Source organism: Amniculibacterium aquaticum, from assembly GCF_003852705.1.
Lineage (GTDB): Bacteria > Bacteroidota > Bacteroidia > Flavobacteriales > Weeksellaceae > Amniculibacterium > Amniculibacterium aquaticum.
Genome location: NZ_REFA01000015.1, coordinates 1 through 23,518, shown reverse-complemented (window position 1 = coordinate 23,518; position 23,518 = coordinate 1). Strand labels below are relative to the sequence as shown.

The 23,518-nt window shown below is 31.1% G+C and carries 20 protein-coding genes, 5 tRNA genes and 2 pseudogenes; 15 read left to right on the top strand and 12 right to left on the bottom strand.

The features are described from left to right. Positions 1-2 precede the first annotated feature (2 nt). The gene (locus EIY84_RS07860) at positions 3-590 is read right to left on the bottom strand and encodes a transcription elongation protein SprT (RefSeq protein WP_124641943.1); all 588 of its coding nucleotides are present in this window, start codon (positions 588-590) and stop codon (positions 3-5) included. A gap of 68 nt (positions 591-658) precedes the next feature. On the opposite strand from EIY84_RS07860, the gene EIY84_RS07855 reads away from it, so the two are divergent. From EIY84_RS07855 to EIY84_RS07825, 7 genes are all read left to right on the top strand, one after another. Then, entirely contained in the window at positions 659-1,903 is a 1,245-nt protein-coding gene (locus EIY84_RS07855; RefSeq protein ID WP_124641941.1) for a bifunctional folylpolyglutamate synthase/dihydrofolate synthase, read from the top strand. Between the two features lie 46 nt (positions 1,904-1,949). Next, positions 1,950-2,024: transfer RNA gene (locus EIY84_RS07850), tRNA-Val, on the top strand. Between the two features lie 33 nt (positions 2,025-2,057). Next, positions 2,058-2,132 (top strand) — tRNA-Val (locus EIY84_RS07845). Positions 2,133-2,439: 307 nt separating this feature from the next. Continuing rightward, complete coding sequence (locus tag EIY84_RS07840; RefSeq protein WP_317124607.1) at positions 2,440-3,624, top strand: site-specific integrase; 1,185 nt, start codon at positions 2,440-2,442, stop codon at positions 3,622-3,624. Between the two features lie 54 nt (positions 3,625-3,678). Further along, positions 3,679-6,174 (top strand): DEAD/DEAH box helicase family protein, encoded by a 2,496-nt coding sequence (locus tag EIY84_RS07835; protein WP_124641937.1) that lies wholly within the window; start codon positions 3,679-3,681, stop codon positions 6,172-6,174. A 393-nt stretch (positions 6,175-6,567) separates the two neighbouring features. After that, entirely contained in the window at positions 6,568-7,464 is an 897-nt protein-coding gene (locus EIY84_RS07830; protein WP_124642032.1) for an AAA family ATPase, read from the top strand. Beyond that, positions 7,442-8,647: a DUF3871 family protein gene (locus EIY84_RS07825; protein WP_124641935.1), complete on the top strand. Its 1,206-nt coding sequence runs from the start codon at positions 7,442-7,444 to the stop codon at positions 8,645-8,647. The genes EIY84_RS07830 and EIY84_RS07825 overlap by 23 nt, the downstream gene beginning before the upstream one ends. A 33-nt stretch (positions 8,648-8,680) precedes the next feature. Here EIY84_RS07825 and EIY84_RS07820 read toward each other — a convergent pair whose 3' ends face one another. From EIY84_RS07820 to EIY84_RS07795, 6 genes are read right to left on the bottom strand one after another with little or no spacing between them, the layout of a single operon-like run. Further along, a complete protein-coding gene (locus tag EIY84_RS07820) occupies positions 8,681-9,418 on the bottom strand; it encodes a TatD family hydrolase (RefSeq protein ID WP_124641934.1) in 738 nt (245 codons plus the stop codon). Next, on the bottom strand, positions 9,411-10,709 hold the full coding sequence (gene qatC, locus EIY84_RS07815) for a Qat anti-phage system QueC-like protein QatC (protein ID WP_124641932.1): 1,299 nt from the start codon (positions 10,707-10,709) through the stop codon (positions 9,411-9,413). Before qatC ends, EIY84_RS07820 begins: the two co-directional genes overlap by 8 nt. After that, complete coding sequence (qatB, locus tag EIY84_RS07810; RefSeq protein WP_124641930.1) at positions 10,706-11,551, bottom strand: Qat anti-phage system associated protein QatB; 846 nt, start codon at positions 11,549-11,551, stop codon at positions 10,706-10,708. The genes qatC and qatB overlap by 4 nt, the downstream gene beginning before the upstream one ends. A gap of 1 nt (position 11,552) precedes the next feature. Further along, positions 11,553-13,361 carry a KAP family P-loop NTPase fold protein gene (locus EIY84_RS07805; RefSeq protein ID WP_124641928.1) on the bottom strand — a complete coding sequence of 603 codons (1,809 nt, stop codon included), beginning with the start codon at positions 13,359-13,361 and terminating at the stop codon, positions 11,553-11,555. A 10-nt stretch (positions 13,362-13,371) separates the two neighbouring features. Further along, positions 13,372-16,986, bottom strand: a complete 3,615-nt coding sequence (locus EIY84_RS07800; RefSeq protein ID WP_124641926.1) for an AAA domain-containing protein — start codon at positions 16,984-16,986, stop codon at positions 13,372-13,374. 3 nt (positions 16,987-16,989) lie between these two features. Then, entirely contained in the window at positions 16,990-17,316 is a 327-nt protein-coding gene (locus EIY84_RS07795; RefSeq protein ID WP_241154755.1) for a helix-turn-helix domain-containing protein, read from the bottom strand. 533 nt (positions 17,317-17,849) lie between these two features. Here EIY84_RS07795 and EIY84_RS07790 point away from each other — a divergent pair. Continuing rightward, entirely contained in the window at positions 17,850-18,239 is a 390-nt protein-coding gene (locus EIY84_RS07790; RefSeq protein ID WP_124641924.1) for a hypothetical protein, read from the top strand. 491 nt (positions 18,240-18,730) lie between these two features. Here EIY84_RS07790 and EIY84_RS07780 read toward each other — a convergent pair whose 3' ends face one another. Further along, positions 18,731-18,958, bottom strand: a complete 228-nt coding sequence (locus tag EIY84_RS07780) for a helix-turn-helix domain-containing protein (RefSeq protein ID WP_124641920.1) — start codon at positions 18,956-18,958, stop codon at positions 18,731-18,733. 77 nt (positions 18,959-19,035) lie between these two features. Here EIY84_RS07780 and EIY84_RS07775 point away from each other — a divergent pair, with 77 nt between their 5' ends. From EIY84_RS07775 to EIY84_RS07750, 5 genes are all read left to right on the top strand, one after another. Then, positions 19,036-19,629 carry a hypothetical protein gene (locus EIY84_RS07775; RefSeq protein ID WP_124641918.1) on the top strand — a complete coding sequence of 198 codons (594 nt, stop codon included), beginning with the start codon at positions 19,036-19,038 and terminating at the stop codon, positions 19,627-19,629. After that, positions 19,626-19,931 carry a hypothetical protein gene (locus tag EIY84_RS07770; protein WP_124641915.1) on the top strand — a complete coding sequence of 102 codons (306 nt, stop codon included), beginning with the start codon at positions 19,626-19,628 and terminating at the stop codon, positions 19,929-19,931. The genes EIY84_RS07775 and EIY84_RS07770 overlap by 4 nt, the downstream gene beginning before the upstream one ends. Then, the gene (locus tag EIY84_RS07765) at positions 19,931-20,329 is read left to right on the top strand and encodes a hypothetical protein (protein ID WP_124641913.1); all 399 of its coding nucleotides are present in this window, start codon (positions 19,931-19,933) and stop codon (positions 20,327-20,329) included. The genes EIY84_RS07770 and EIY84_RS07765 overlap by 1 nt, the downstream gene beginning before the upstream one ends. 243 nt (positions 20,330-20,572) lie before the next feature. After that, positions 20,573-21,004 carry a hypothetical protein gene (locus EIY84_RS07755; protein WP_124641909.1) on the top strand — a complete coding sequence of 144 codons (432 nt, stop codon included), beginning with the start codon at positions 20,573-20,575 and terminating at the stop codon, positions 21,002-21,004. 143 nt (positions 21,005-21,147) lie between these two features. Further along, a complete protein-coding gene (locus tag EIY84_RS07750; protein ID WP_124641907.1) occupies positions 21,148-21,390 on the top strand; it encodes a GIY-YIG nuclease family protein in 243 nt (80 codons plus the stop codon). 462 nt (positions 21,391-21,852) lie between these two features. Here the strand turns inward: EIY84_RS07750 and EIY84_RS07745 are convergent. The 3 genes from EIY84_RS07745 to EIY84_RS07735 all read right to left on the bottom strand — a co-directional run bounded on the left by EIY84_RS07745 (position 21,853) and on the right by EIY84_RS07735 (position 22,140). After that, positions 21,853-21,936 (bottom strand) — tRNA-Leu (locus EIY84_RS07745). A gap of 12 nt (positions 21,937-21,948) precedes the next feature. Next, positions 21,949-22,021: transfer RNA gene (locus EIY84_RS07740), tRNA-Gly, on the bottom strand. Between the two features lie 37 nt (positions 22,022-22,058). Continuing rightward, positions 22,059-22,140: transfer RNA gene (locus EIY84_RS07735), tRNA-Leu, on the bottom strand. 164 nt (positions 22,141-22,304) lie between these two features. On the opposite strand from EIY84_RS07735, the gene EIY84_RS07730 reads away from it, so the two are divergent. Together EIY84_RS07730 and aat are read left to right on the top strand one after the other, a co-directional pair. Continuing rightward, the gene (locus tag EIY84_RS07730; RefSeq protein WP_124641905.1) at positions 22,305-22,691 is read left to right on the top strand and encodes a DUF3127 domain-containing protein; all 387 of its coding nucleotides are present in this window, start codon (positions 22,305-22,307) and stop codon (positions 22,689-22,691) included. A gap of 56 nt (positions 22,692-22,747) precedes the next feature. Continuing rightward, positions 22,748-23,383: pseudogene (aat, locus tag EIY84_RS07725) on the top strand (leucyl/phenylalanyl-tRNA--protein transferase); the annotation flags it as partial. 15 nt (positions 23,384-23,398) lie between these two features. Here aat and EIY84_RS11995 read toward each other — a convergent pair. Next, positions 23,399-23,518, bottom strand: a pseudogene (locus EIY84_RS11995) (IS30 family transposase); the annotation flags it as partial.

The window sequence follows — 23,518 nt, the reverse complement described above, 5'->3', positions numbered from 1 at the left end:
TATCAAATTTTCTGAACACTTGCTAACGGCTGAAAGTGATACACTCTTTCATTAACAAGATTTTTACAAAGATAAGTTTTTTTGTTTCTACCAAAAATCTTAAATTCTTGTTTTCTATAAACAAAACTGTGCCCAATATCTAAATCACACAAAAAAACTTCGTTTTTTTCCAATTTGTCTTTAAAAAAATACCGAACCAGATCGGTACTTGCCATAAAGTTGGCTTTTGGCGCTTTTGAAAATTGAACTATTAGAGGTTGTAAATCTTTTGGATATACGGAAATGCTTTCCAACAAAAGATTTCTGTAGGTATGTTTCCATTCGGAGCCGTGAGGCAGTATCTCCCTTCCATAAGTTTCTCTTGCAATAAGATGCGCCAACTCGTGGGTGAGCACGAAGAAAAACAAGTCCGGTGAAAGTGTAGCATTTATCGTAATTTTATGACCACCGTTGGGTAATTTTCTATAATCGCCCAATTTTGATGCTCGATCTCGAGTAACTACAAAATGAATGGCATGGTGCTCTATCCATTTTCTAAAAAACGGAACGCCTTCTTTCGGGAAAAACTCTTCTAATAAATTCAATGACATAATAAGCGAATTTAAACTTTTTTGTCCAAACAACACAAAATTGAAAATAATAGAAATATTTTTGCATCATGACAAATTCTGAATACGCTGAAGCTTTGGATTGGCTGTTTGTACAAATGCCCAATTATCAACTTGATGGTAAAAAGGCCTACAAACCGGGCCTTGACAACATTAGAGCATTGTGCAATTTTTTCGGTAATCCACAAGAAAAACTCAAAACCATACATGTAGGCGGCACCAATGGCAAAGGCTCAACCAGCAACATGCTCGCATCGGTGTTGCAAGAAGCCGGCTATAAAGTTGGCCTCTACAATTCGCCACATTTAATCGATTTTACAGAAAGAATTAAAATTAACGGTAAAAACTGCGATAAAAATTTCGTCTATGAATTCATACAGAAACTGAAGAATCTGCCAGCAGAAATAAAACCCTCTTTTTTTGAATTTACCACCATCATGGCGTTTGAATATTTCTACCAACAAAAGGTAGATTTTGCCATTATCGAAGTGGGATTGGGCGGTCGATTGGATTCTACCAACATCATCCAACCTTTGGTGACGGCAATTACCAATGTCGATCTGGATCATCAGGACATCTTGGGCGACAGCCTTGAAAAAATTGCTGTGGAAAAAGCAGGAATCATCAAGCCTGGGATAAAAATAATTTGTGGCGACGATCGCGATGAAGTTAGAAATGTCATCAAGAAAAAAGCTAAAGAGTGCCAATCCGAATTTGTTGATGCTACTGCAATTTCAAACAGTTTAGAAACCGACCTGAAAGGTAAATATCAGCAAAAAAACATAAAAGTTGTTTTAGGAATTGTTGATGAGTTGATTGAAAACAAGTATTCCATTTCCGAAAAAGACATTGAAAACGGATTAAAGAATGTACAAAAAAATACAGGCTTTATCGGCCGTTGGTATCTGTTTTCAGAAAAGCCGCTTATCATCTGTGACACTGCACACAACCAAGCCGGATTGGAGCTTGTTTTTGAACAACTTAACAGCATGGACTGTCATAAAAAAATAGTTCTGGGTTTTGTAAACGACAAAAAAATAGATGAAGTCCTGACCATTTTACCAAGAAACTCCGAGTTTTTCTTTGTGAAACCAGCAATCAACAGAGGGCGACCCCCGAAAGAGTATGAAAATTTATTGATAGAATCCGGAATTAAGTATAAAATTTTCGAATCCGTACAAGAAGGTTATATTGCTGCAAAACAAACGGTTAAAAACAATGAACTTATTTTTATAGGAGGAAGTAATTTTGTTGTGGGAGAATTTTTAGAAAAAAATTTGGAGCGTAAAAAATAAGTTGTATATTTGCACCACTAAAAACGAGAGACATTCTCGGAATTTAGGGTTCTTAGCTCAGTTGGTTCAGAGCATCTGGTTTACACCCAGAGGGTCGGGGGTTCGAATCCCTCAGGACCCACAGAAAGGAAACGAAACCTTTAAAAAAAAATTCGGGTTCTTAGCTCAGTTGGTTCAGAGCATCTGGTTTACACCCAGAGGGTCGGGGGTTCGAATCCCTCAGGACCCACTTAAAAAGAAAATCTCACAGCAATGTGAGATTTTTGTTTATACCAACCCCTCTATTTATAGAGGTTTTTCAGGGCTTTTCAGTGCCAAAAATAGGAAGAGTTGATTTGTAAAAAATTAATAAAAAAAGGGTGATTTTTAGGTTACCCATTTTTTTTCTAGGTTACCCACTTTTAATAACAATCCAAAATCATTGGAAAATATTGCTCAAAAATCCTCAAAATTTTAATTTTTAAATGTTAAACTAGGTTACCCATTAGGTTACCCAATCTAATTTTAGGTTACCCATTTAAACCCCCATTAATTCTATGAAGTTGTCAATACTGTTTCTTTTAAGGAGGAATAAAATAAATGTTAAAAATGAGTGTCCTATTGAGTGCAGAATTACTCTAGACAAGGAAAGAAAACCATTCTCAACAGGAATATTTATTAACCCAAAAAATTGGAGTTCTGAAAAACAAAAAGCATTTCCAACAAATTCCAAAAATCAACAAATCAATACCCAACTCAGCCTGATTAAGCAAAATATTAATCAGGCTTTTTTATTCCTACAAGTTCAGGAAAAGAACTTTGATGTAGATGATATTTACAGGCAGTACAAAGGGGAAAACATTAAGGAAGATAAGTCCATTATGGAGATATTTAACCTGCATATAGCCAAGCAAGAGAAATTGATTGGTATATCCACCACAAGAGTATCTGTAAGAAAGTTCTACCAAACTAAAACCCATGTAAAGAATTTCATTAAATGGAAATTTAATAAGTCAGACTATCTGCTTAATGATATGAAAATGTCCTTTATAACAGAATTTGAGTATTATCTAAAAGCAGAAAAGAAGTTTGAACAAAATACAATTCACAAGACTTTACAGAGGTTTAAGCAGATGGTTAAATTAGCAGTAGGATTAGATTTTATTGCTAAAGACCCTTTTCTACTCCACAAGAATAAAAGACCTAAAAAGCAGGTTATCTTCCTTACCAAAGAAGAACTTTTAGAGATTGAGAAACACAAATATGCTTCTTTAAGGTTACAACAAGTAGCAGATATGTTTGTGTTTTGTTGTTACACTGGATTAGCTTATAAAGAGATGGCGAATTTAAAACCTAAAGATTTAGTCTTAGGGTTTGATGGCAAAAAGTGGATTACTGTATTTAGACAAAAGACCAATAAGAAATATGAAATCCCATTGCTTACTAAAGCAGAAGAAATCTTGGATAAATACAAGGGAGAATTACCTATAATATCTAATCAGAGGTTTAATGCTTATCTTAAAGAAATAGCAGAGATTGTAGGCATAGAAAAGAATCTAACACACCATCTAGCAAGGAAGACCTTTGCATCTTCCATACTTTTGTATAATGATGTGCCTATGGAAATAGTATCAGAACTGTTAGGGCATTCAGAGATGAGTATTACCCAAAATCACTATGCAAAAGTAGTGAAGAAGAAAGTAGGAGAACAGATGGAAAGACTTAATAATAAGCTGAAGTAATTTCCCTATTTAACTGCTTTGTAGTAAATTTACAAGGCAGTTAAAATCTCCTTTATGCAACTAGAAATAAACAATTCTAATTTCAAAAACTACCCAATAGAGTTCAAAGAAATCAACCCAGAAGATTTTCAGTATATTTTTAATCCTAATGGAACCAGAGAAGAAAGGAACAGTTTTGAGATAGAAAATGGGGGAGAGAAAATCATTATTTCTCCTAATGAAGAAGGCTATATTAATGAAGAATTGCAAAGCTACATTGAACTAGAACACAAAAATACTGTAGTAATCAATGCAGCAGTAGGGCAAGGTAAGTCTTATGCAATTATACAGACCATAAAAAGGTATTATGATGCTATGCAAAATGGAGGGCAACAATATCTCATTTTTGTAGCTAGTCCATTTGTGAGTTTAGTAAAGCAATATTGCAATGATATAGCAGAAGCAGGAATCCCTGAAAACCAAATTTACAACTATGACAATCTTGGGAGAAATACTGAAATAAACTATGTTGGCAGGGCTATACAAGTCATTACAGCCAATACACTACTTGGAAACCCTGGGGAAGATGGCTTTAAAAACTCTGATATCAAAAGAGAATATCTCAATCACCTAACTGCATACTGCGAGAGAAACAACATCAAAGTAGTTTTTATTTATGATGAGTTGCATGATTCATTCCATAATTTCAAACAAGAGTACATTTTTAATCTTTGGAAATGGAGGAATGTAATACACAAAAATTTTGTGCTAAGTGCCACCTACAATGAGGCTTCTAAGATAGTTATAGAATATCTAGCTGAACTCACAGAGTTTAAAATTCAAATTATTGAATCTGAAAGAATTAGGTTTCCTCAAAAACAAAGTTCTTTACACCTACACTATTCTTCTGCATATAATTTTACTTCTAGCACTCTAGAAATTAAAAATCTAATAACTGAACTTATCTTTAAGGAAAAGAAACTAGACATCTTATGCTATTCTAAAACCTTAGCAAAAAGTCTGCTTAGTCCTAAAGATGAAATAGGGAAACTTCTTATAGAAACTTATGGAGAAATAAAAGACTGTACCTCTGAACTCATAACCAATCAAAGACCTGAAAATGAAGAGCCTAAAAACCAGTTTGATAATACTAAATGCAATATAGGCACTAACTTTAAGACAGGAGTAAGTATTAAGAAAGAAAACCATGCATTTATCATTATTCTTCCACCTAGAAGCACAAGAATGTGGTTCAGAAATAAATATGGTATTTTTTCAGGAGGTATTAACTCTGTTATTCAAGCATTAGCAAGGCAAAGAAATAAAGGAGAAATACACCTTGTTTTACCTAAACCAGATAAGTTTGATTTTTCTTCCCTAGAATACACAGAGATGAACTCTCTACAAAAAGAAGAGTTTGAGAATTATTACAATATCATTACCTATCATAAAGACCCTGAAAAACTAGTAAAGTATATCAAGCTCAACAGGCAAGATTTTTTCCTAAGAGAGTTTTATGAAAACAAACTAAGAAAAAATGTTCAGAATGAAATTGAAGTTATTGAGAATAATTTATCTAGGTTCAATCTAGCTAAATTAAGCTATCCAACCTATGATGAGTTTAAACTAGAAAATGGAGAAGAATTTTTAGCCAATGAATACCCCATATTTGGAGAAGATATAAGTGCTTACCTCACTTATGCAGCCCTAACCAACCAGTTTATAAATTGCTCTTTACAAGAAATGAGATTTAAACCAGTCTTTGTATTTCCAGAAGGAGAAATCCAAAGTGTTTTATCCTTTGTGTATGAGAATTTTTTTGGGCTAGACCACTATGAGTCTCTAGGGAGGTATAGTAATTTCAAATTGTTTTACACAGATATTAGAGATAGCCTGTACAATGACTATTCTTTAAAACTGAAAAGAGCAGACAATAACAAATGGGAAAACATTAAACCCAACACCCCAACTGCTAAAAAATTTGAAATCCAATTGCTCCATTTTGTCTATACCCTTTGGAGCAAGGGAATTATTCCTAGCAATACAGATATTGAATACACGAGAAGTGATTATTTTTTAGAATGCATTGCTCATTCTAGGAACATAGATGTGTCAGAAATTGAGAATGGTAAATACAAGGATAGGATTAGGCTTTTCCAACTCATTAATTATTTTAGAGAGAAACTCATCAACTCTTTACATGAGTATAATAGGAGGGGTGAACATTATTTTTGTACCCCAACTAACCTTTGGAGAGATTTTTTTGATGATGAAGATATTTCTAGAATACAAGATATTATTGTGCTTTTAGAATCAGACACTATTCTTTCTGAAAATGTATTTGAGTTCAAGAGAAGGTTTCAGGACAATAGGACATTAGAAGCCAAATTAAAAACATTTTACTCTATTCTAGTAGAAGATTTTCTAGATGTTGAAAATAGAGAAAGAGACCCATATATCACATTGTACTCTAGCAGAAGATATTGTAAGGTTATAAATTCTATCAAAATTATTCCTACTTCTACCAACTCAATGAATCTAGTGGAAAATCAAGATTATATCAATCTATAAAATTGTGGAAAGTGTGCATTTCTCGTAGGGGTATATACTATCAAAACGAAGAATGCACACTTTTTACAAGTTATTATTTTTCTAGCCTCAATTAACAATCTACCATACACATAGGTAACCTAGCTGAAATTTCGTAAGCTACTTTACAATTCATAGGGGTTCTTTAGAAATCTCCCCATCCTTAAAAATCTAAGATTTAACAACGCACGAATTTAGAGGAGGACAACTCTGTTGTAAGTTTTTGTTCCAACAACTTTTGGTACACAAAGTTACAAAAAATAAATGACAAAATCCAGTGTTTTAGCCCTATTCATCAACAATAGAGCTAATAGCCAAATTATGTTTATTCAACAAAAGAAATCATTTTTGAACCCCAAAAAATTTTATAAAATTATGCAACTAAGACAAAGTGAAAGAAAACAAGTAAAGCTCAGATTAGGATTATCTGGAGCTAGTGGATTTGGAAAGACCAAATCAGCCCTTTTATTAGCCTATGGAATGACTAATGATTGGAGTAAAATTGCTGTAATAGATACAGAAAACTCCTCTGCTTCCCTGTATTCAGATTTAGGGAACTATAATGTATTGGACTTACAAGCTCCTTATAGCCCTGAAAGATACATACAGGCAATTGAGCTGTGTGAGGAATCTAACATTTCAGTTATTATCATTGATTCTGCAAGTCATGAATGGAATGGTATAGGTGGATGCTTAGAAATCCACGAGAAATTAGGTGGGAGATTTCAAGATTGGGCAAATGTAACTCCAAGACATCAAGCCTTTATTAATAAAATCCTTCAATCTCCTTGCCATATCATTACCACTACAAGAAGAAAGATTGATTATTCTTTAGATATTGGAAGCAATGGCAAAACCCAAGTAGTTAAGCATGGTACTAAAGAAATTACCAGAGAAGGATTTGAATATGAGCTTACAGTAAATTTTGAGTTAGTAAATGAAAATCATCTCTGTAAAGCCTCAAAAGATAGGACTGGCTTATTTATGAACAAACCAGAATTTGTAATAACTACAGAAACAGGTAAGAAAATTCTAGACTGGTGTAATTCTGGAAAGCAAGAAGTTCCTTCTAGTCCTAAAGAATTATCTGAACAAGAAGTATATCAAGAAATACAAATGTGTAATTCTATTGCAGAACTATTGGCATTGTACAAACAATATCCACACTATCAAGAGAATTTAAAACCTGACTTTGAAGCTAAGAAATCTCTTTTAATGCAATTAACCAACCCTCAAAATTTCAGTCAAAATGGACACGCAAAACATCATTAAACCTGCCACTTTAGAACAAGCCTTTGAAATTCCAAATTCTACTACCATAATAGGGAAAGAAACTAGTACAATGGAATTAAGGAATGTAGCTAAGAAACCTATAAGGGATATATTTCTAGATAATTCTGATAGCATAGAAGATGCTGAAATTTTCTATCCTAGTAAAATGAATGAAGAACCCAAGCCTGAACCTAAAAATGAAGTTCAGGCTTTTTTAATGCCTAATTCTGTAGTTACTTCTGCTGTAAAAGCACCAAAAGAAAGTGAACCCAATCCTTTTATTATAGCTAATACTACAGAAGTGCCTTTACACCATCTAAAACAAGATTGCATAGTGCCAGTCTTTAGCAAAGATAATGAGAGAACTGTAGCACATCAGGAGTTTATAGAAGTGGTACTCAATGCTACCCAAAAGGTATTTCCACATCATAGCATTACAGAGCCAGAGATACGAGTAAGCCATATTGTGAAAGGCAGAACTCCAGATTCCATTTACAAAAATGCAAAAGACCTATTAGACCATGAGAAAACCATTTACTACGAAAGAATGGCTTTTATAGTGAAAATCCCTAGCATTACAGAAGTGGTGAATGGAAATGAATTAGCCTTGTGCATAGGAGGAGTAAGGGCATATAATCAAGAGAATTTATACAACAAAAAAACCTTAGAGAAATTCAAATTCTTTATAGGCTTTCAAAATCAAGTATGCATGAATCTCTGTGTTTGGAGTGATGGTTTTGTAGAAGATATGCGAGTTTCTAATGCTCTAGAATTACAATCTAAAGCCCTAGAAGTGATGCAAAACTATAATGCAGAACTGCACCTCATGGAAATGAAGGAACTTACCCAAGATTATCTTTCTGAACATCAATTTGCTCAGCTCATTGGGAAATCAAGATTATACCAACACCTGCCTAAAGCAGAAAAACAGAAAATTCCTCTACTTAATTTTAATGACAGCCACATCAACACTATGGCAAAAGATTATTACGAGGACAATAATTTCTGTAGGCAAGAAGATGGCAGGATAAACTTGTGGGATGTGTACAATCTCTTTACACAGGCTAATAAATCTTCGTATATAGATACTTTCCTAGATAGGAATTTGAATGCCTTTGAATTCTCAAAGGGCATTCAAAAAACTCTCAATGGTAATTCAGATTATCATTGGTTTTTGAGTTAAAAGGAACTGCCCCATTAATTTGGGGTGGTTTTATTATACATCAACTAAAAGATTTTTAAAATTATTACACAGAATACTTCTCATATCTTGATATTCAATTTTTTTAATTTCTGATAATTTCTTAACAATAATATCTATATCTAAAGTACTAAAATTTCTATTTCCATTATACTTAACAAAAGGGGCATCAGATTCCAATAATAATTTTTCATTGGGAATATTAGCAATTATTTTTTGTCCTGAAATAGTATTAGTCATAGAGTAATTAATTGAAAAGTATGCTCCATTATTTAAGGCATTATTCAAAGTTTTCAAATTTCCAGAATACCAGTGTAAAATATATTTACTATTAAAATTTTCACCAATAATTGATACAATATCTTCAGCACTTCCTCTAGAGTGTATAGTAAGAATTTTACCCCCTAGTTCATTACATCTTTTTATTAATTCTTCAAAGAAATTAATCTGAATTAATTTAGATTCCAACGATACTTTAAAATCTAGCCCAACTTCTCCTATATATTTTGCATCAGTTAATAATTCCCACATTTCAGGAATATATTTTTGATACTGCTTTATAAGTTCTGGATGAAAACCTAAAGCAGGTTTGATATACTTTGATTTAAGCCTATCATTTAGTTTTTTATATAAAGGAGGTAAATTTGTTACTCCAATAGTATATATTTTTCTCTTTTCTATTTCTGAAACTAGTGAGTCTAAATCTTTAACTAAATCTAAATGCGAATGTGTATCATAAAGAAAATTATTCATTTATAGAATCTAAAAAATTTGATAGTTCTTTCATCCCTCTTTTGTATAAATCTTTAAACTCTCCAAAATTGGTTTTCAAATTTCCTGCAATTTGAATCGTAAATTGATTATTTGGATTTGCTTTGTAATCAAGAACTCCTATTTTGAATGATTTTAATTCATTTTTAGCTTTAGGTTTCTTATAATTAGGGTCTTCATATTCTGTATTATCAATATTAAAAGCTTCAACAATTGATGCTCTTCTAATTGTACAAGGTAAACAAGTGCCACAATGTTTTGGTTTTTTTCCTTTTGAGTATCTAACTTGGTCTGAATGAGAGCAAGACATTGTGCTTATGTAATTTTCTTTAATAAATTCATTATCAATACAGTTTTTGAGCATTTCTCCTTTTGTAAAAAATTGATATGGATTATACAATTTTACCTTAACCCCTAAATTATCTAGTAATTTTTGAAACAAACTTAAATAATAAGGGTGGGTAGTTCTTGTACTACTACTACCTAATCTAGTATTTGTTAAAGGGATATTTAATGAAATAAGCCCATTTTCCGGAATATATAATCGTATTTCTTTATCAAAGGAAGATGCTAAAATTATTGCAAGAGAGAAAAACAAGAATGAACGAGTCCTAGTACTATCTTCAATTCCTCCTATTGCTGTTGCATTAAAATTAAAAAATTGTTCATCATTAATAGAAAATTTATTTTTTAAAAGTTCTCTTACTTTATCTTGAAAAGGCTTTACCCCTTTGCCCCCTCCATAATGTCCAACAAAAGCAACATCTTTATTATTTGAAAGAATGTCTATTGCACCTATAAAAGAATCCAAGCCTCCTGAAAGCATACAGATATAATCAATACTTAATTTTTTATTAACATAATGATTTTTAATGCTTGATAAATACTTTTCTTCTGTTAAGTTTAATTCTCTTTGTCTAAATTCAAACTCCCACAAATCACCACTTAAATAATTCATCATGTCAGTAAAGAGCAATTTGTTGTTATTCCATTTATCTAATTCTAAAACAGGAATGTATAGCTTAAATTGTCTTGTCCAGTTGTCATATGTACCTGTTCTTAAAATCTTTCTATCAGCATAATATATCATTAAAGAAATATAATATAAATCCAGAGCCTCTTTCTGAAAAAAATTAGGCATTTTATAAATTCTTCTTTTGAATTTATAAAATGTCGAATGAAAATCATTCTTTTTAGTAAAATCAATTTCATAGTCAGAATTATCAACTTGAAAACTATCACCTTTATTTAATTTAAAAACTATATTTTTCATATCATATTTTCCATTACAGTGTAACACTGATTATATAAACTCTCAATTTCAGGTTTAGATAAGTTAGCACCAGAAAGGTCCTTGCCTTTAAAGGCTATTTCAACTTTAGAATTTATATAATCTTTTAATTCTTTTTCCAATTTTACAGCACTTGTTGAATTAATAGAATTGTTTTCAATTCTACTTCCTAAGTCATTTAATAATCTTTCATAAATGTAATTTTCTATATTTAGAGGGATAATTACATTAATAGTATTAATATCTAGCTTTTCTATGGACTCAATTTCTAATCCTTCATTTTCTATAAGTTCGTATAATTTTTCCATAGTAAGAATCAATGCTTTTCTAGCAATAGAATCTTCTTTTGTTATAGGATTAGGTGCTAAAAAATTAATCAAATCAAAAAGCACCTCACTTGTAGATTTATTTTGGTATTCAATCTTATAAATATCAAGGGTTTCTTTTATGCCTTGTGTTGAAGCACTATTTATAAAACTTCCTAATCCATAAGTGGTATTAATACCTGATACTGCATTTTTAGTTGCAGATTTTGAACCTCCATAGGCTTTTATATATTTTGAAACAGCTCTTCCCCTTGCATTTGTTGATTTTGAGGTCCCTGATGCTAGTTTTGACATTAAATTCTTAGCAGACTGCCAGTTTGAGATAGATGGAGGGGGCTGTTGTTGATTATCTGCATTTTGGTTTTCATTTTGCTCATTTCCCTCACTATTATCATTGTCATTCCCAGCACCTACATCATCATCAAAATCACTTGGTAGTAATGGATTTTTTTGTGAACTCCCATTAGAATAACCACTATACATACTAGATGTCCCCATTTTATTTATTTTTAATTGCTGTTATTAATTTAGGATTTTCAACTTTCCACTTGTCTGTAAGTGCTTTAATTTCTGCTTCTTTATTGGATATTTTGCCAAATTCAAATATATTAGGTATAAATGAAATTTTTATACTTTCTGCTGGTAAACTTGATAACTTTGAAATTGCATCAGTGTATAACACTTCTTTTGTGGAAGCCCATTCCATGAATGATTTAAACATATTAGTTTCAATATCTGATGAAGATTCTATAGAATAAAAAATTGACTTAAGGATTTCAAGTGATTCATAATCATTAATGATTGAAGCTTTTTTTACTGCTTCTTTTCTAAAACTATCAGAATTTGATAGTAGATTATTTAGAACAGCTTCAGCTTCTGGACTTAAAGACAAAATAGTTTTAAAAGAATTACTTTTTAAACTTTCTCTTGTAAAGTAATAATACTTCTGTAAATCATATTCTGAAAGTTTAGGTTCTGTTTTAGCCCATTTTAAAAACCATTCATCATTTTCCCATAATTTCAAATCTTTGACATTTTCCCATTCATCATCTTCAATTAATTTAAGCTCATTTGGTTTGCCTTTTTCATTTGATTGTAATTGACCTATCTTTTTAAATACCTCATCTTTAAAATATTCAATCAGCATAAGTTTTGCTAATACTTTTTTATCCAGAATTATATTTTTGAAGCTAGCCATTTTTATACGCATTGATAAAGAATTTAAAAATCTTTTACAATGTCTGGGATTGCCATTTAAGCTATTGGATAAAACAGACGATATTTGTTTACTAATTGATATGACTTCTCTAATTTTACTTTCATCTAAATAATCAAACTCATTTTTAATCAAATCATAAGTAATTTCAAAATTTAGAAAATCTTCTTTTCTTTTAGTTTTAATAAATTTTATTATTTCAGAATAATTCTCTTTAAACTCATTTTGAAAGAATAAGCATGTAATATAAAACTCAACTTCATTAACTCCTAATTGAGGGATTTTTATAGGATATTGTATCATTTTTTCTAAATATTCTTTCCCAATATCCATTTGATTACCCTTTACCTCTGGGAATTTTTTTCTAACAGCATACATAACTTGCCTTTCGTCAGCACCAATAATAAATGACGTTCCTTTTGTAAAAAGAAATAATCTTATTGCTTCTAATGTTTCCAAGATAGTATCATGATTACACCTATCCAGTTCATCAATAAAAACAACCAATTTTTCAATTTTAGTTTCCTTAAGTAATTTTTCAAAATCAGATTGAAATTCTCTTAAATTCTTTCTTACCTCTTCTTTTTTAAATGTTCCCTCAAGTACTTTTTTTATTTCTTCTGAAGTTACTCCATCCCCCAATGATTTTGTTTTATTTAAAACATTTTGAATAGTTATATCTGCAATTGTCCCTATGCCTCCAGTCAATAAAAAATCAGTTCCATACTTTAACCCTTTACTTGCCAAATCAATGTAGTCAATATTCTTAAATAGTTTTTTGATTGTATTTTTTGCTTTTGTAGTTATTCCTTTTTTCTTATTTATTTCATCAAGAATACTTCCTAACAAAGCATTTTTAGCATCTTCATAATCCTCAAACAGCCAACCATTAAATTTTAAACATAAGTAGTTTTCCTTTTTCTCATAATCTTTCAATATCATCTCAACTAGACTAGATTTTCCACTTCCCCAATCACCATAAACCCCAATCGTACAAGGAGATAATTCGTCATTTTCAACAATATCTTTTGTGATTTCAATTAAATAATCAAAATCCAATAAATCAATATCTGTTTCACTATCTTTCCACATAAAAATAATTTTACAAATTAAACATTTCTTTTATTCTATCTACTTTATAAGGCACATTAGCTCCTTGTAGAACTAGTGATATTTCTTTTCTTGCAAACTCACTCTCTTCATTCCTAGAAGCAGAAAGCCAATTAAAAGAACCTTCAATAAGTAATTTGTCATCTACACAAATAGTCTTATTATGTATTCCTTTGTATGTAATCAATTTTGCTCCAGATTCTTCTAATAATTTTCTGCCCTTTAGTGAATGTGGTTTTAGCTCGCCATCTTTCATGTCCAGATTTTCATCTGTGAGTATGGTCACTTTAATTTCTCTATTAATTGCATCTTTAATTAGTTCTGAAATACCATCATCATTAATAGCATTTATAGAAATAAAAGGAGAGCTAATAATTACTTCAGAGGTTGCAATTTTGAAGCATTTCTTTAAGGCACTTCTATGTTCATCTAATGTGGTTAAATGATTTACTTTGTCTTTATCATCTGTAAACAAAGTGTTTTTTGAATAAATAAAAGTGTCATCCAAAGTATTATCTGGATAGGTATATAAAAGTTCTGCTAGATTAGATGATGGATTATTTTGACCTTGTTTAAAAACAACCATATTGCCAAATACTAAAAAGGAATGTTTGGCTCTAGTAACTGCTACATTTAGCATATTGCTTTTACCCCCATAATTCATAAACAAAGGCTTTTTAGGGTCTGAATTGGTTGGAGAAAATAAGATAATTGGTCTTTCTGCACCTTGCAAAGCATGTACAGTACCTACAGTCATAGAATCTGAAATTTCTTGAGAAAAATTGATTTTAACCAAATTTTTCAAGTAATCTTTTTGTGCTGAATAGGGTGTAACTATAGCCACTATATCGTGCAAAGACTTATCATAGGCTTTTTCTAAGATTTCCTTTTGGTCTTTTAGCCACTGAATAATAGTGTTAGCTTCTGCAATATTTCTATTGCTTGAATGGTATTTTTCACAAAATCCATTAATATGTAAATAGCCTACACTAGGAAGATTATGGGATTTTGTATGCTTTTTTCCTCCTTTAAGAATTAAACTATTTTGATATACATACTTGTTAGAATAGTGAATGATGGGGTCTAAACATCTTCTGTGTTCTCTAAGCAATACCCCATCTTTTATCTCTCCATTGTTAGATTGATAGGTGAAATAAGATTTGTATAAAGATAGTTTCATTACACTCCCACTAGAAGCTAAGTAACCACAATCTCTAAGAAATTTAAAATGTTCTTCTGTATCTATTATACTGTATTTTTCAGCATTTTTATAATCTACAGATTCTGAAATCCCCCAAATAGGTTCTATTTGGTGTATATCTCCTACTGTAAGGAGTTTTTTTGTAAACACAAAGGAAGGAACTGCTACTTCTGGGGAAACTTGCCCTGCCTCATCCACAATCATAAAATCAAAAAGGTTGCTGTAAAATACATTTCCTTCTGAATAAGAATAGTAGGAACAATACTTTGGTAAAGTGTGAAAGGTGGAAATAAAAAGAGGTGTTATTTTGGCTAATCTTTCAAGTCTTATTCTATATTCTTCTGCACTTCTTTCATATTTGCTGGTAGTTTCTTTATCAAACTGCTCTTTTATAAACTCAGCTTCTCTATAATGAACACAAAGCCAAAATAATTTATGTCTTAAAGAAATATCCAGTTTTACAGCAATATCTTCAATTACATTTAGGTTTTGATACTCTTCTTGAGTTTTTTCTATTAAACTATTCCATTTATATTGATAGTCCTTTTGCCATGATTGTAATTTATGAGCATATTTTTGATGTCTTATCCTACACTCTTCTATTATTTTTTCTAATTGCGAAAGTTTATTTTTTAGTTGATTAAGGTGTTTTTGAGTATTTAAAATCAATTCATCTGTGGTAGATTGAATTTCAAAATAATGATAAAATTTTGTTTGTGTAGTATATAAATCCAAATGCTCTTGAAGCACTAATTTAAAAGCATTTTCTTTAATCTTTTTGAAGCTAGAAAAAGGGAAGTATTTTATATAAAAAGGGAAGCTCTTATGCTTTTCTTCCAAAAGCACTTTATACCTTTCTAGAGAACTAATAAGTTGTTTTGTTTTTTCAATATTCTGCTTTGTATTTTCAATCGATTGTATTACATCATTTTCATTTTCAAAATGATGTGATTTTAAAAAACTTGGAATGGTATATTCCAAAAGTGCTACATCTACATAATTGTCTATATCTTTTTTACAATTATCTATAAGGTACTTTAAATAGGATTTTACTTTATCAATAGTGGTTTCTTTTGAGAAATCATAGTTAAGTTTTTGTTCTTTTGCATATTCCAAAAATTTACTAATAATGTAGTTTTCATATTTTACAATATCTAAATTTTTATCAAGCTGATAAACAAAACCATCACTAAAAAATGGACTCGTAGTATATTGGTAATTTTTTAATTCTTCTGCACTTTTAGAAGTTCCTGTCAGGTACAATCCAAATGAAGATACATCAGGTAACCATCTTTCTTGTAGTATGTCATTAGTTTTATTTTCTAATTTCATACTATCCAAAATATTAGTAATAGCTTGATTATTGGTAGAACAACCCACAATTAATGGAGGTGTTGTATTATTCAGTACAGCATTAACTAAACTATTTGCTATAAAACTTTGTAGAATAGTTGTTTTACCAGTACCAGGAGGACCATTTATTGCAAAAATATCAGAGTGATTTTTGTATTGTGATTTAGCAAATGCTTCTCTTTGTGATTTAGACAATGGAAATTCTTCTCCCATATGCCCATAATGATTGGGAATAAGGATATCTTCAATTTCTTTACTTCCATTTATTTTTTGAGGAGCATTTGTATTCAGTAGCTTTTCTAGAACATTGTAGCTTGCGTTAGAGTCCTTATTCTTAAAAACAAGGTCATTGTAGAGATTAAGGATATGCTTTGTTGTATTAATATCTTCGTACTTACATATTCTTAATTTTACAATGTGTTGCTGGTAGTCAGCGTATTTTTTATCTGTTACTTTGGTAAAATAAATCTCGCAATCCTTCCAATATTGTTTCCAAGTATTCTTGTTAAATTCAAAATTTGATAATTCAGAATCTAGCTTACTCATTTCAGCTATAGTAGGGCTGTCTTTAGGATTGGGGCTTAAATACTCCCTTAGAAATGCAGGTATCTCATCTTGTTTTGGGGGAAATAGTTTGCCATCTTGTCTTAAATATGCTGGAATCCAATAGGGATAATGAATTTCATCATTACCCTCAAATTCTGTATGTTCTTTTGAATTTTGAATAAAAATGGGGGCTATTTCTATTTTATTGAATTTAACAGAATTTACATCATTACCTCCTTTACCTAGATTGACAACTTCAAAACCTTCTTCTTCCTCATCATATAAAGTTTCTAATTGGTCTATATCAGTTACATATTCCTCAAATTTGAAGGAATACATATTTTTTTCATCCCATATTAATTTAGTTTCTTCTTGAGATAGTTCTTCAATACTAAAATTATCTCTAACAATAGGGTCTCCTAAATATGAATACTTATTTCCTCTAGATGCATCTATCAAAGATGCTCTATAATATTGTAGCCAATTTTTTAGTTTTTCATTAGTCATATACTAGCCTTGTTGTTTCTTATTTAATGCTTTAATTTTTTTCTCTGCCATTTTTAGTGCTTCTAGGGCTAATTCTTCATTTTCTAGTTCATTCACCAACTTATCTCTAAGCCATATTTTCATCAATATATTATTATCTAGTTCTAAAATATCTGCTAATTTTTCAACTTGATTTCTAGTAGGGTTTCTGTCTCCTTTTTCAAATTTGCTTATCATTGCTGTATCAACTTCAATTAAAGCAGCAACTTCTCTCATAAGCATTGATTTTTTTTCTCTAGCATTTTTTAAAATATCTTTCAACTCCATTTTAGAATTTAATTTTCTTGTCAAATTTTGTCAAATTTATAAAACAAAATTTATTAAGAAAAATATTTTTGAAAAAATTTCAGACAACTCTAAATCATGCATTTATGAGCTTCCTTCAATTATACCCCCACCTTTATATAGAAATCCCAAACTCCCCACCCAACTGAAGAAAAAACTTTTTATTTTCAGGCAGATAAAAATGAAGAGTTAGGTTTGATATGGTTTATCTTCTAGCCTTATAGGAATGATAACTAAACAAAGGGTACAGAATGTTATGAAAGTTCTGCTACTTCTTGGCATAGGTTTTAACTCATAGACTTTCAAAGGAAACTTTAGGAAACTTCTAGTGTTTTAGTTCTATTGCACTAATAAGTTTAGTAATTTATTAACCCCACACTCCCACGAAATACCCCCACTTATTACTGCACGCAGACACCTGTGTGTTGGGCTTTGTAGATAGTTCATAGCCTTATTTCTCTAGGTGATAGTTGTAGAAATAGGCTGTAAGTATGTGTAAATCTCAAATAATAAAAGTTTAACTCAAAAAATCAAAAACAATGGTACGAATAATCAGTTACAAAAAAAGAATGGCAGAAGATGGAAGAGAATTTTTTGCCCTAGAAATTTCAGGAGGTATTGAAATGGTACAATCTCAAAGTACAGGCAGTTTCTATGCTACAGCCAAGAAAGCCTACATTACCTCCACTTTTGATGAAGAAACCTGCAAAGCCTTAATAGGTAGTGAAATTGCAGGTAGTGTAAAGAAGGTAGAATGCCCACCATATGAATATACTGTAAAAGATACAGGAGAGGTTATTTTGCTTACTCACAGGTATATGTATGTTCCAGAAGCACCAACTAAGCCTGCTGTAGAAAAGAATTTTGAGGCAGATGTAAATACTTTCTCTAGAAATGGAAAGTATGATTTAGAAGAAGCATTTACCTAAAATTAACAATCCTTCCAGTTTTGTACTTACTCTTATATAGGGTAGAGACAAGACTGGAAGGATTTTATTTTTTCACTCTATTATGGTAGTAGTTTTTAATACTTTGAAATAATGAAAAATGTATATGTCTTATTTGAAACAGATTTGTATAAATCCAAGTTCAGCAGAGTATTTCTAGGGGTATTTAGTAGTTTTGAATTAGCCAATCTATATGCTAAGGAGAATAATTGCTACACTCACAAAACTGAAGTAGTCATTTTAGAGGTTGAGTTGGATAAATTTCAAGAAATGTAATGCGTGCGTGAAAGTGCCATTATACCACTTAAAATAGCCTAAATTCCATTAGAAATAAAAATTCAAGATATAGTATTATAGCCAAATTGTGAAGAAAATTATTTTTGGGAAGCTACTTTGAAACTTTATAGGATAATATTCTGTAGTTCTAGAAGGAACAAAGGATTTTACAGGGCTAACTACCTAATAGCGAAATGTTAATTTTCAATATCTATTAGTTCAATAACTTTCACTTCCAAAGCCTCAGCAATTCTATAGAGTGTATAGATAGTAGGATTGGTTCTGCCAGATTCTATTCTAGAAATATTAGTGGGGTCTATTTCTCCTTGCATTTTGCCAACAAGTTCTACCTGAGATAAACCCTTAGATTCTCTCACTTCTTTAATTCTTTTACCTACTTTTTTAAGAATTTCAGATTTTTCCAACTTGACTTATTTGACAAGTCAAAGTTGCTCCTTATATTTGTTTAATTAAATGCCATATATGGCAAGTTTATTTTGATATGGAAAATGATTTTATTTTTTCAAGTAGAGAGTTTAAAGCCTATTATATTACAGATGAACATAAAGAAAAGTTAAAAAGTATTTATTACAATACAGCCAACAGACTTGATAATAAATTAGGTAGAGAAGCAAACTTTGGAGACTTTATTAAATCTCAAATTGAACAGTTTGGATATGATAAAGTAGATGAAATGTTTGAAGGATTAAAATATGCTTGGAGTAATATAGGTAGAGATACTTCTGATTTTAAGATAGTTTATTATAAGTACTTTCACAAATCTATATCACCTGAAAATGAAATTTCAAATAATGATGATAAGTATTCTCAAATTGAAGAAGATAAGGAAATTAAAAATAATAGCATTCCAAAAGATGAGGAAAATGATAGTGATACAAAGGGATGCTTAATATTTGCTTTTATACCATTTGGGTTAGTTGCAATTAAACTGATTTTTGCACTGATTATGGGAGAGAATATTTACGAAATGGAAACAGATGGTGAAAAGGATATTGACTATTTAAGATTCACTTTTGGTTTGTTTCTAGTTGCTTTTGCAATTTACTCATACAATAGATGGTATAGGAAAAAATGAAATACCAATCCTACATAGAAGAACTTCAAAACCTTTCAAATCCACTAGAACTCAATCATATTATTTGGTGGCTGATGAATTATGAAGATGAATTTTATAAAACCTTACCCATAACTAACTGCAAAAAATGGTATAAATATTTTTACAAAGATGAAAAGCCATTGCCTTGCTGTTGCTCTGTAAAAGAACAAGATTGTGTATTTCTAGAACTCTATTATGATTTAGAGAGAATGACACAAGAACAAACACCTAACCTCATTAGGTTAAACAAAAGAATTAATAGAAACCCTCAAATTTTTTAATGATGAAACATATTTATACAATATTCCTGCTTTTAGGATTTATGCAAATTAATGCACAGTATGTGTTTAATTCAACTCACTATAAAGTAAATGATGAGCCTTATAATACTTCAAATACAATTTACTTTGATTTTGGTAATAATAGTATTCATCATACAAATGGATTGAATATAAAAAATTATCCATTGAAATTATCTGATGTAAAAGACCAAGAGACACCTGCAATAATAATATTAGAAGCAGATGTAACACCTAATAATTACAATAGCCCAATTTTCCAAACATATGGCTTTAGAGGCTACCAAATATATATGACTAAAGATGGAATTGTAGGTGTTGTTGAAATTATAAAATCTTACTATTCTGATAAGGTTAGAATCATAAAATATTTAAAATAAATACAATAACATATAAAATGAAAATACTTGGTTACATATTTTTAATTTTTGGAATATTTATCTTCATAGGAAGATTACTGTATATAAGTAAAGGAGGAGAAAATGCAAACACATTTAATGTAATTCTTTCTTTAGCAATTATAGCATTAGGTTGGTTTTTAGTTTCTAAAAAGAAGCAATAACTAATGAAATATTATACTTCAAAGCCACTCGAAATGAGTGGTTTTTTTATACCCAAAGATTATGGAAAATTTCAAATTACCTTTTGAGATAGGGCAGTATTATGAAGTTTGGGAGTTTGATTTAGAAGTTATGGATGTAGAAAGAATAACCAATTATGACAGCTATATGTACTTAGGAGAAGTAAAGAAATTTCTTAATTATCATTCAGATAAAACTGAACTGATTTTTTATTGGGATAGACTAGAAGCTGTAATCTTAACTTTCTTTCATATAGAAATGAAAACCATTGAGGAGATTAAGAATATTCTAAAGTACAAGTATCACTATCTCATCAATGAACTACATGCCAATTATGTGGTATGTGAGTATCATGCAGTAAAACTACAAGTATTTCTAATTTTAAAGAAGCCTAACACACTTCTCATAATCTATGGCAACTCAACTTCTTTAGAAGAAATAAAATCTAATGTTCTAGAAGAAATTTCAGACTAAAAGGCATACTTTTAGGCATACCCTAATTCAGAAAAAACTGTAAAATATTAAATATCAACAGGTAAAGAGATAAGGTTCGAATCCCTCAGGACCCACAAAAATCTCTCAAGAAATTGGGAGATTTTTTTTGTTTAATTTTGTATATGTTTTTGGTATACATTTTATTTTCTCAAACTTTAGGCAAGTTTTATATCGGAATGACTTCGGATATAGAAAAACGAATGCAAAAGCATTTGGAAAATCACGACGGTTTTACTAGCAAAGCCAAGGATTGGAAAATAGTTTTTACCCAAGAATTTGATGATAAATCTTCCGCTTTGAAAAGAGAAGCTCAAATAAAAAATTGGAAAAGCAAGAAAATGATTTTAAATTTAATCAGTTCTTAGCTCAGTTGGTTCAGAACATCCCGATTAAACATCGGGAGGGTCGGGGGTTCGAAATCGAAGATTCGACGAAGTCAATCCCTCAGGACCCACAAAAATCTCTCAAGAAATTGGGAGATTTTTTATTGTTTCTAAAACTTTCATCATCCAAATCAGCAACAAAAGGGATCAGTAACAAAACCTGGGGAGAATTATAAAAACTCTATTTTTGCATTATGTCTAATGATCACGAATTATTGAAGTTTTTACTTCCTGAATATCCGGTTTCTTATTTCGAAATTATAAAATTTGAAAAAATAAAGTGCCTCGCCTTTACTTTGATGAGATCAAAGCAAATTTAAAAAATCCTCACCTCTCCTACTCCATTTCAAAGATGCATTCTATACCGGTAAATTGTTGACAAAAAGAGTTTGCGAGAAAAAATAAAAAAAAGACTGAAAATCAAATGATTAACAGTCTTTTAAGTACCCCAGACGGGACTTGAACCCGTACGTCCTTGCGGACACAGGATTTTAAGTCCTGCGTGTCTACCAATTCCACCACCAGGGCGAGTAGAAATAGAGCGAAAAACGGGATTCGAACCCGCGACCCCAACCTTGGCAAGGTTGTGCTCTACCAGCTGAGCTATTTTCGCAAAAAAGATTTCTAAATAAATTAGAAATCTCTCATTGTGCGGATGAAGGGACTCGAACCCCCACGCCTCACGGCACCAGATCCTAAGTCTGGCGTGGCTACCAATTACACCACATCCGCTAGTATTTAAAGATCTTTTGTTCTGTTTTTGTGAGTGCAAATATAGGGCAATATTTGATAACTGCAAACTTTTTTCAAAAAAAAATATTTTTTTTCATTATTCCCTTTTTGTCTTCGCTTTTAAAATTCTATTTACTACTTTTACACTCTCAATTATTAAGAATATGGAACTACAAGGAACGGTAAAGAAATTAACTGAAATTCAAACATTTGCAAGCGGATTTCAAAAGAGAGAATTGATCTTGCTTACACAAGAGCAATACCCACAACCGATTAGTATTGAATTTTTACAAGATAAAATTAATCTTCTTGATAATGTTGTTGAAGGTGAAAATGTAAAAATCGGAATCAATATTAGAGGTAGAGAATGGACTTCGCCACAAGGAGAAGTTAAATATTTCAACAGCATCACAGGATGGAGATTGGAAAAAGTATTTGACAATGCCGCTGCTCAACCAACCCAGGCTGCGCCTAATACTGCACAAGCTGCAAGTCCAGCAAGTCAGGGGAATCCTTTTACAGAGGATGAAGATGATGATTTGCCTTTCTAATTAAGAACATCAATCAAAATACAGTCCTACTTCTTTGTGAGTAGGATTTTTTAATTATGGTAGAATTGGATCTCAACGAAATTAGCTTTCCGGACCCGGAATTTTATCACCCGCCCAGTGGAATTATCGCTTGTGGAGGGGATCTTTCTGTGGAAAGGCTACTTTTGGCCTATGAAAATGGTATCTTTCCATGGTACAATCCCGGTGAAGAGATCCTTTGGTGGTCTCCAGATCCTCGATTTGTGCTTTTTCCTGATGACTTGAAAATTTCAAAATCCATGAAGAAAATTCTTAAAAATCAAGAATTTTCTTTTACAAACAATCGATGTTTCAGACAAGTTATGGAAGCCTGTATGTCCATCAACAGAAGAGATCAAGACGGGACATGGATTTCCACAGAATTGATCGACAGTTTTGAGAAACTTCACCAATTGGGTTGGGCAGAAAGTATTGAAGTTTGGAAAAACAACGAATTGGTTGGTGGATTTTATGGTGTTGTTATGGGAAATGTCTTTTGTGGGGAAAGCATGTTTGCAAAGGTTAGCAATGCTTCTAAGGCCGGTTTTATACAATTTGTTCAGGAAAACAGAAATCGTTTCAGCTTGATCGATTGTCAGACTCATACCGACCATTTGGAAAGTCTTGGCGCACGAATGATTTCTAAATCACAGTATCTAAAACTTCTTAAAGAACAAAATATGGTGGATTCAAGTTATAAATGCAACATCACAGTTTTCATTCAATTTTTGAGCGAAAATTTCATTGGGCGTTTTAAAACCAAATCTTTTTCGTGGTCTGTTGTTTAAAATATTTATTACCCTTTCAAT

What these genes read in the sequence shown, in the direction of transcription:
- EIY84_RS07860 (WP_124641943.1), bottom strand. Translation starts at nt 590, where the DNA reads ATGTCATTGAATTTATTAGAAGAGTTTTTCCCGAAAGAAGGCGTTCCG.
- EIY84_RS07855 (WP_124641941.1), top strand. Translation starts at nt 659, where the DNA reads ATGACAAATTCTGAATACGCTGAAGCTTTGGATTGGCTGTTTGTACAA.
- EIY84_RS07840 (WP_317124607.1), top strand. Translation starts at nt 2,440, where the DNA reads ATGAAGTTGTCAATACTGTTTCTTTTAAGGAGGAATAAAATAAATGTT.
- EIY84_RS07835 (WP_124641937.1), top strand. Translation starts at nt 3,679, where the DNA reads ATGCAACTAGAAATAAACAATTCTAATTTCAAAAACTACCCAATAGAG.
- EIY84_RS07830 (WP_124642032.1), top strand. Translation starts at nt 6,568, where the DNA reads ATGCAACTAAGACAAAGTGAAAGAAAACAAGTAAAGCTCAGATTAGGA.
- EIY84_RS07825 (WP_124641935.1), top strand. Translation starts at nt 7,442, where the DNA reads ATGGACACGCAAAACATCATTAAACCTGCCACTTTAGAACAAGCCTTT.
- EIY84_RS07820 (WP_124641934.1), bottom strand. Translation starts at nt 9,418, where the DNA reads ATGAATAATTTTCTTTATGATACACATTCGCATTTAGATTTAGTTAAA.
- qatC (WP_124641932.1), bottom strand. Translation starts at nt 10,709, where the DNA reads ATGAAAAATATAGTTTTTAAATTAAATAAAGGTGATAGTTTTCAAGTT.
- qatB (WP_124641930.1), bottom strand. Translation starts at nt 11,551, where the DNA reads ATGGGGACATCTAGTATGTATAGTGGTTATTCTAATGGGAGTTCACAA.
- EIY84_RS07805 (WP_124641928.1), bottom strand. Translation starts at nt 13,361, where the DNA reads ATGTGGAAAGATAGTGAAACAGATATTGATTTATTGGATTTTGATTAT.
- EIY84_RS07800 (WP_124641926.1), bottom strand. Translation starts at nt 16,986, where the DNA reads ATGACTAATGAAAAACTAAAAAATTGGCTACAATATTATAGAGCATCT.
- EIY84_RS07790 (WP_124641924.1), top strand. Translation starts at nt 17,850, where the DNA reads ATGGTACGAATAATCAGTTACAAAAAAAGAATGGCAGAAGATGGAAGA.
- EIY84_RS07775 (WP_124641918.1), top strand. Translation starts at nt 19,036, where the DNA reads ATGGAAAATGATTTTATTTTTTCAAGTAGAGAGTTTAAAGCCTATTAT.
- EIY84_RS07770 (WP_124641915.1), top strand. Translation starts at nt 19,626, where the DNA reads ATGAAATACCAATCCTACATAGAAGAACTTCAAAACCTTTCAAATCCA.
- EIY84_RS07765 (WP_124641913.1), top strand. Translation starts at nt 19,931, where the DNA reads ATGATGAAACATATTTATACAATATTCCTGCTTTTAGGATTTATGCAA.
- EIY84_RS07755 (WP_124641909.1), top strand. Translation starts at nt 20,573, where the DNA reads ATGGAAAATTTCAAATTACCTTTTGAGATAGGGCAGTATTATGAAGTT.
- EIY84_RS07750 (WP_124641907.1), top strand. Translation starts at nt 21,148, where the DNA reads ATGTTTTTGGTATACATTTTATTTTCTCAAACTTTAGGCAAGTTTTAT.
- EIY84_RS07730 (WP_124641905.1), top strand. Translation starts at nt 22,305, where the DNA reads ATGGAACTACAAGGAACGGTAAAGAAATTAACTGAAATTCAAACATTT.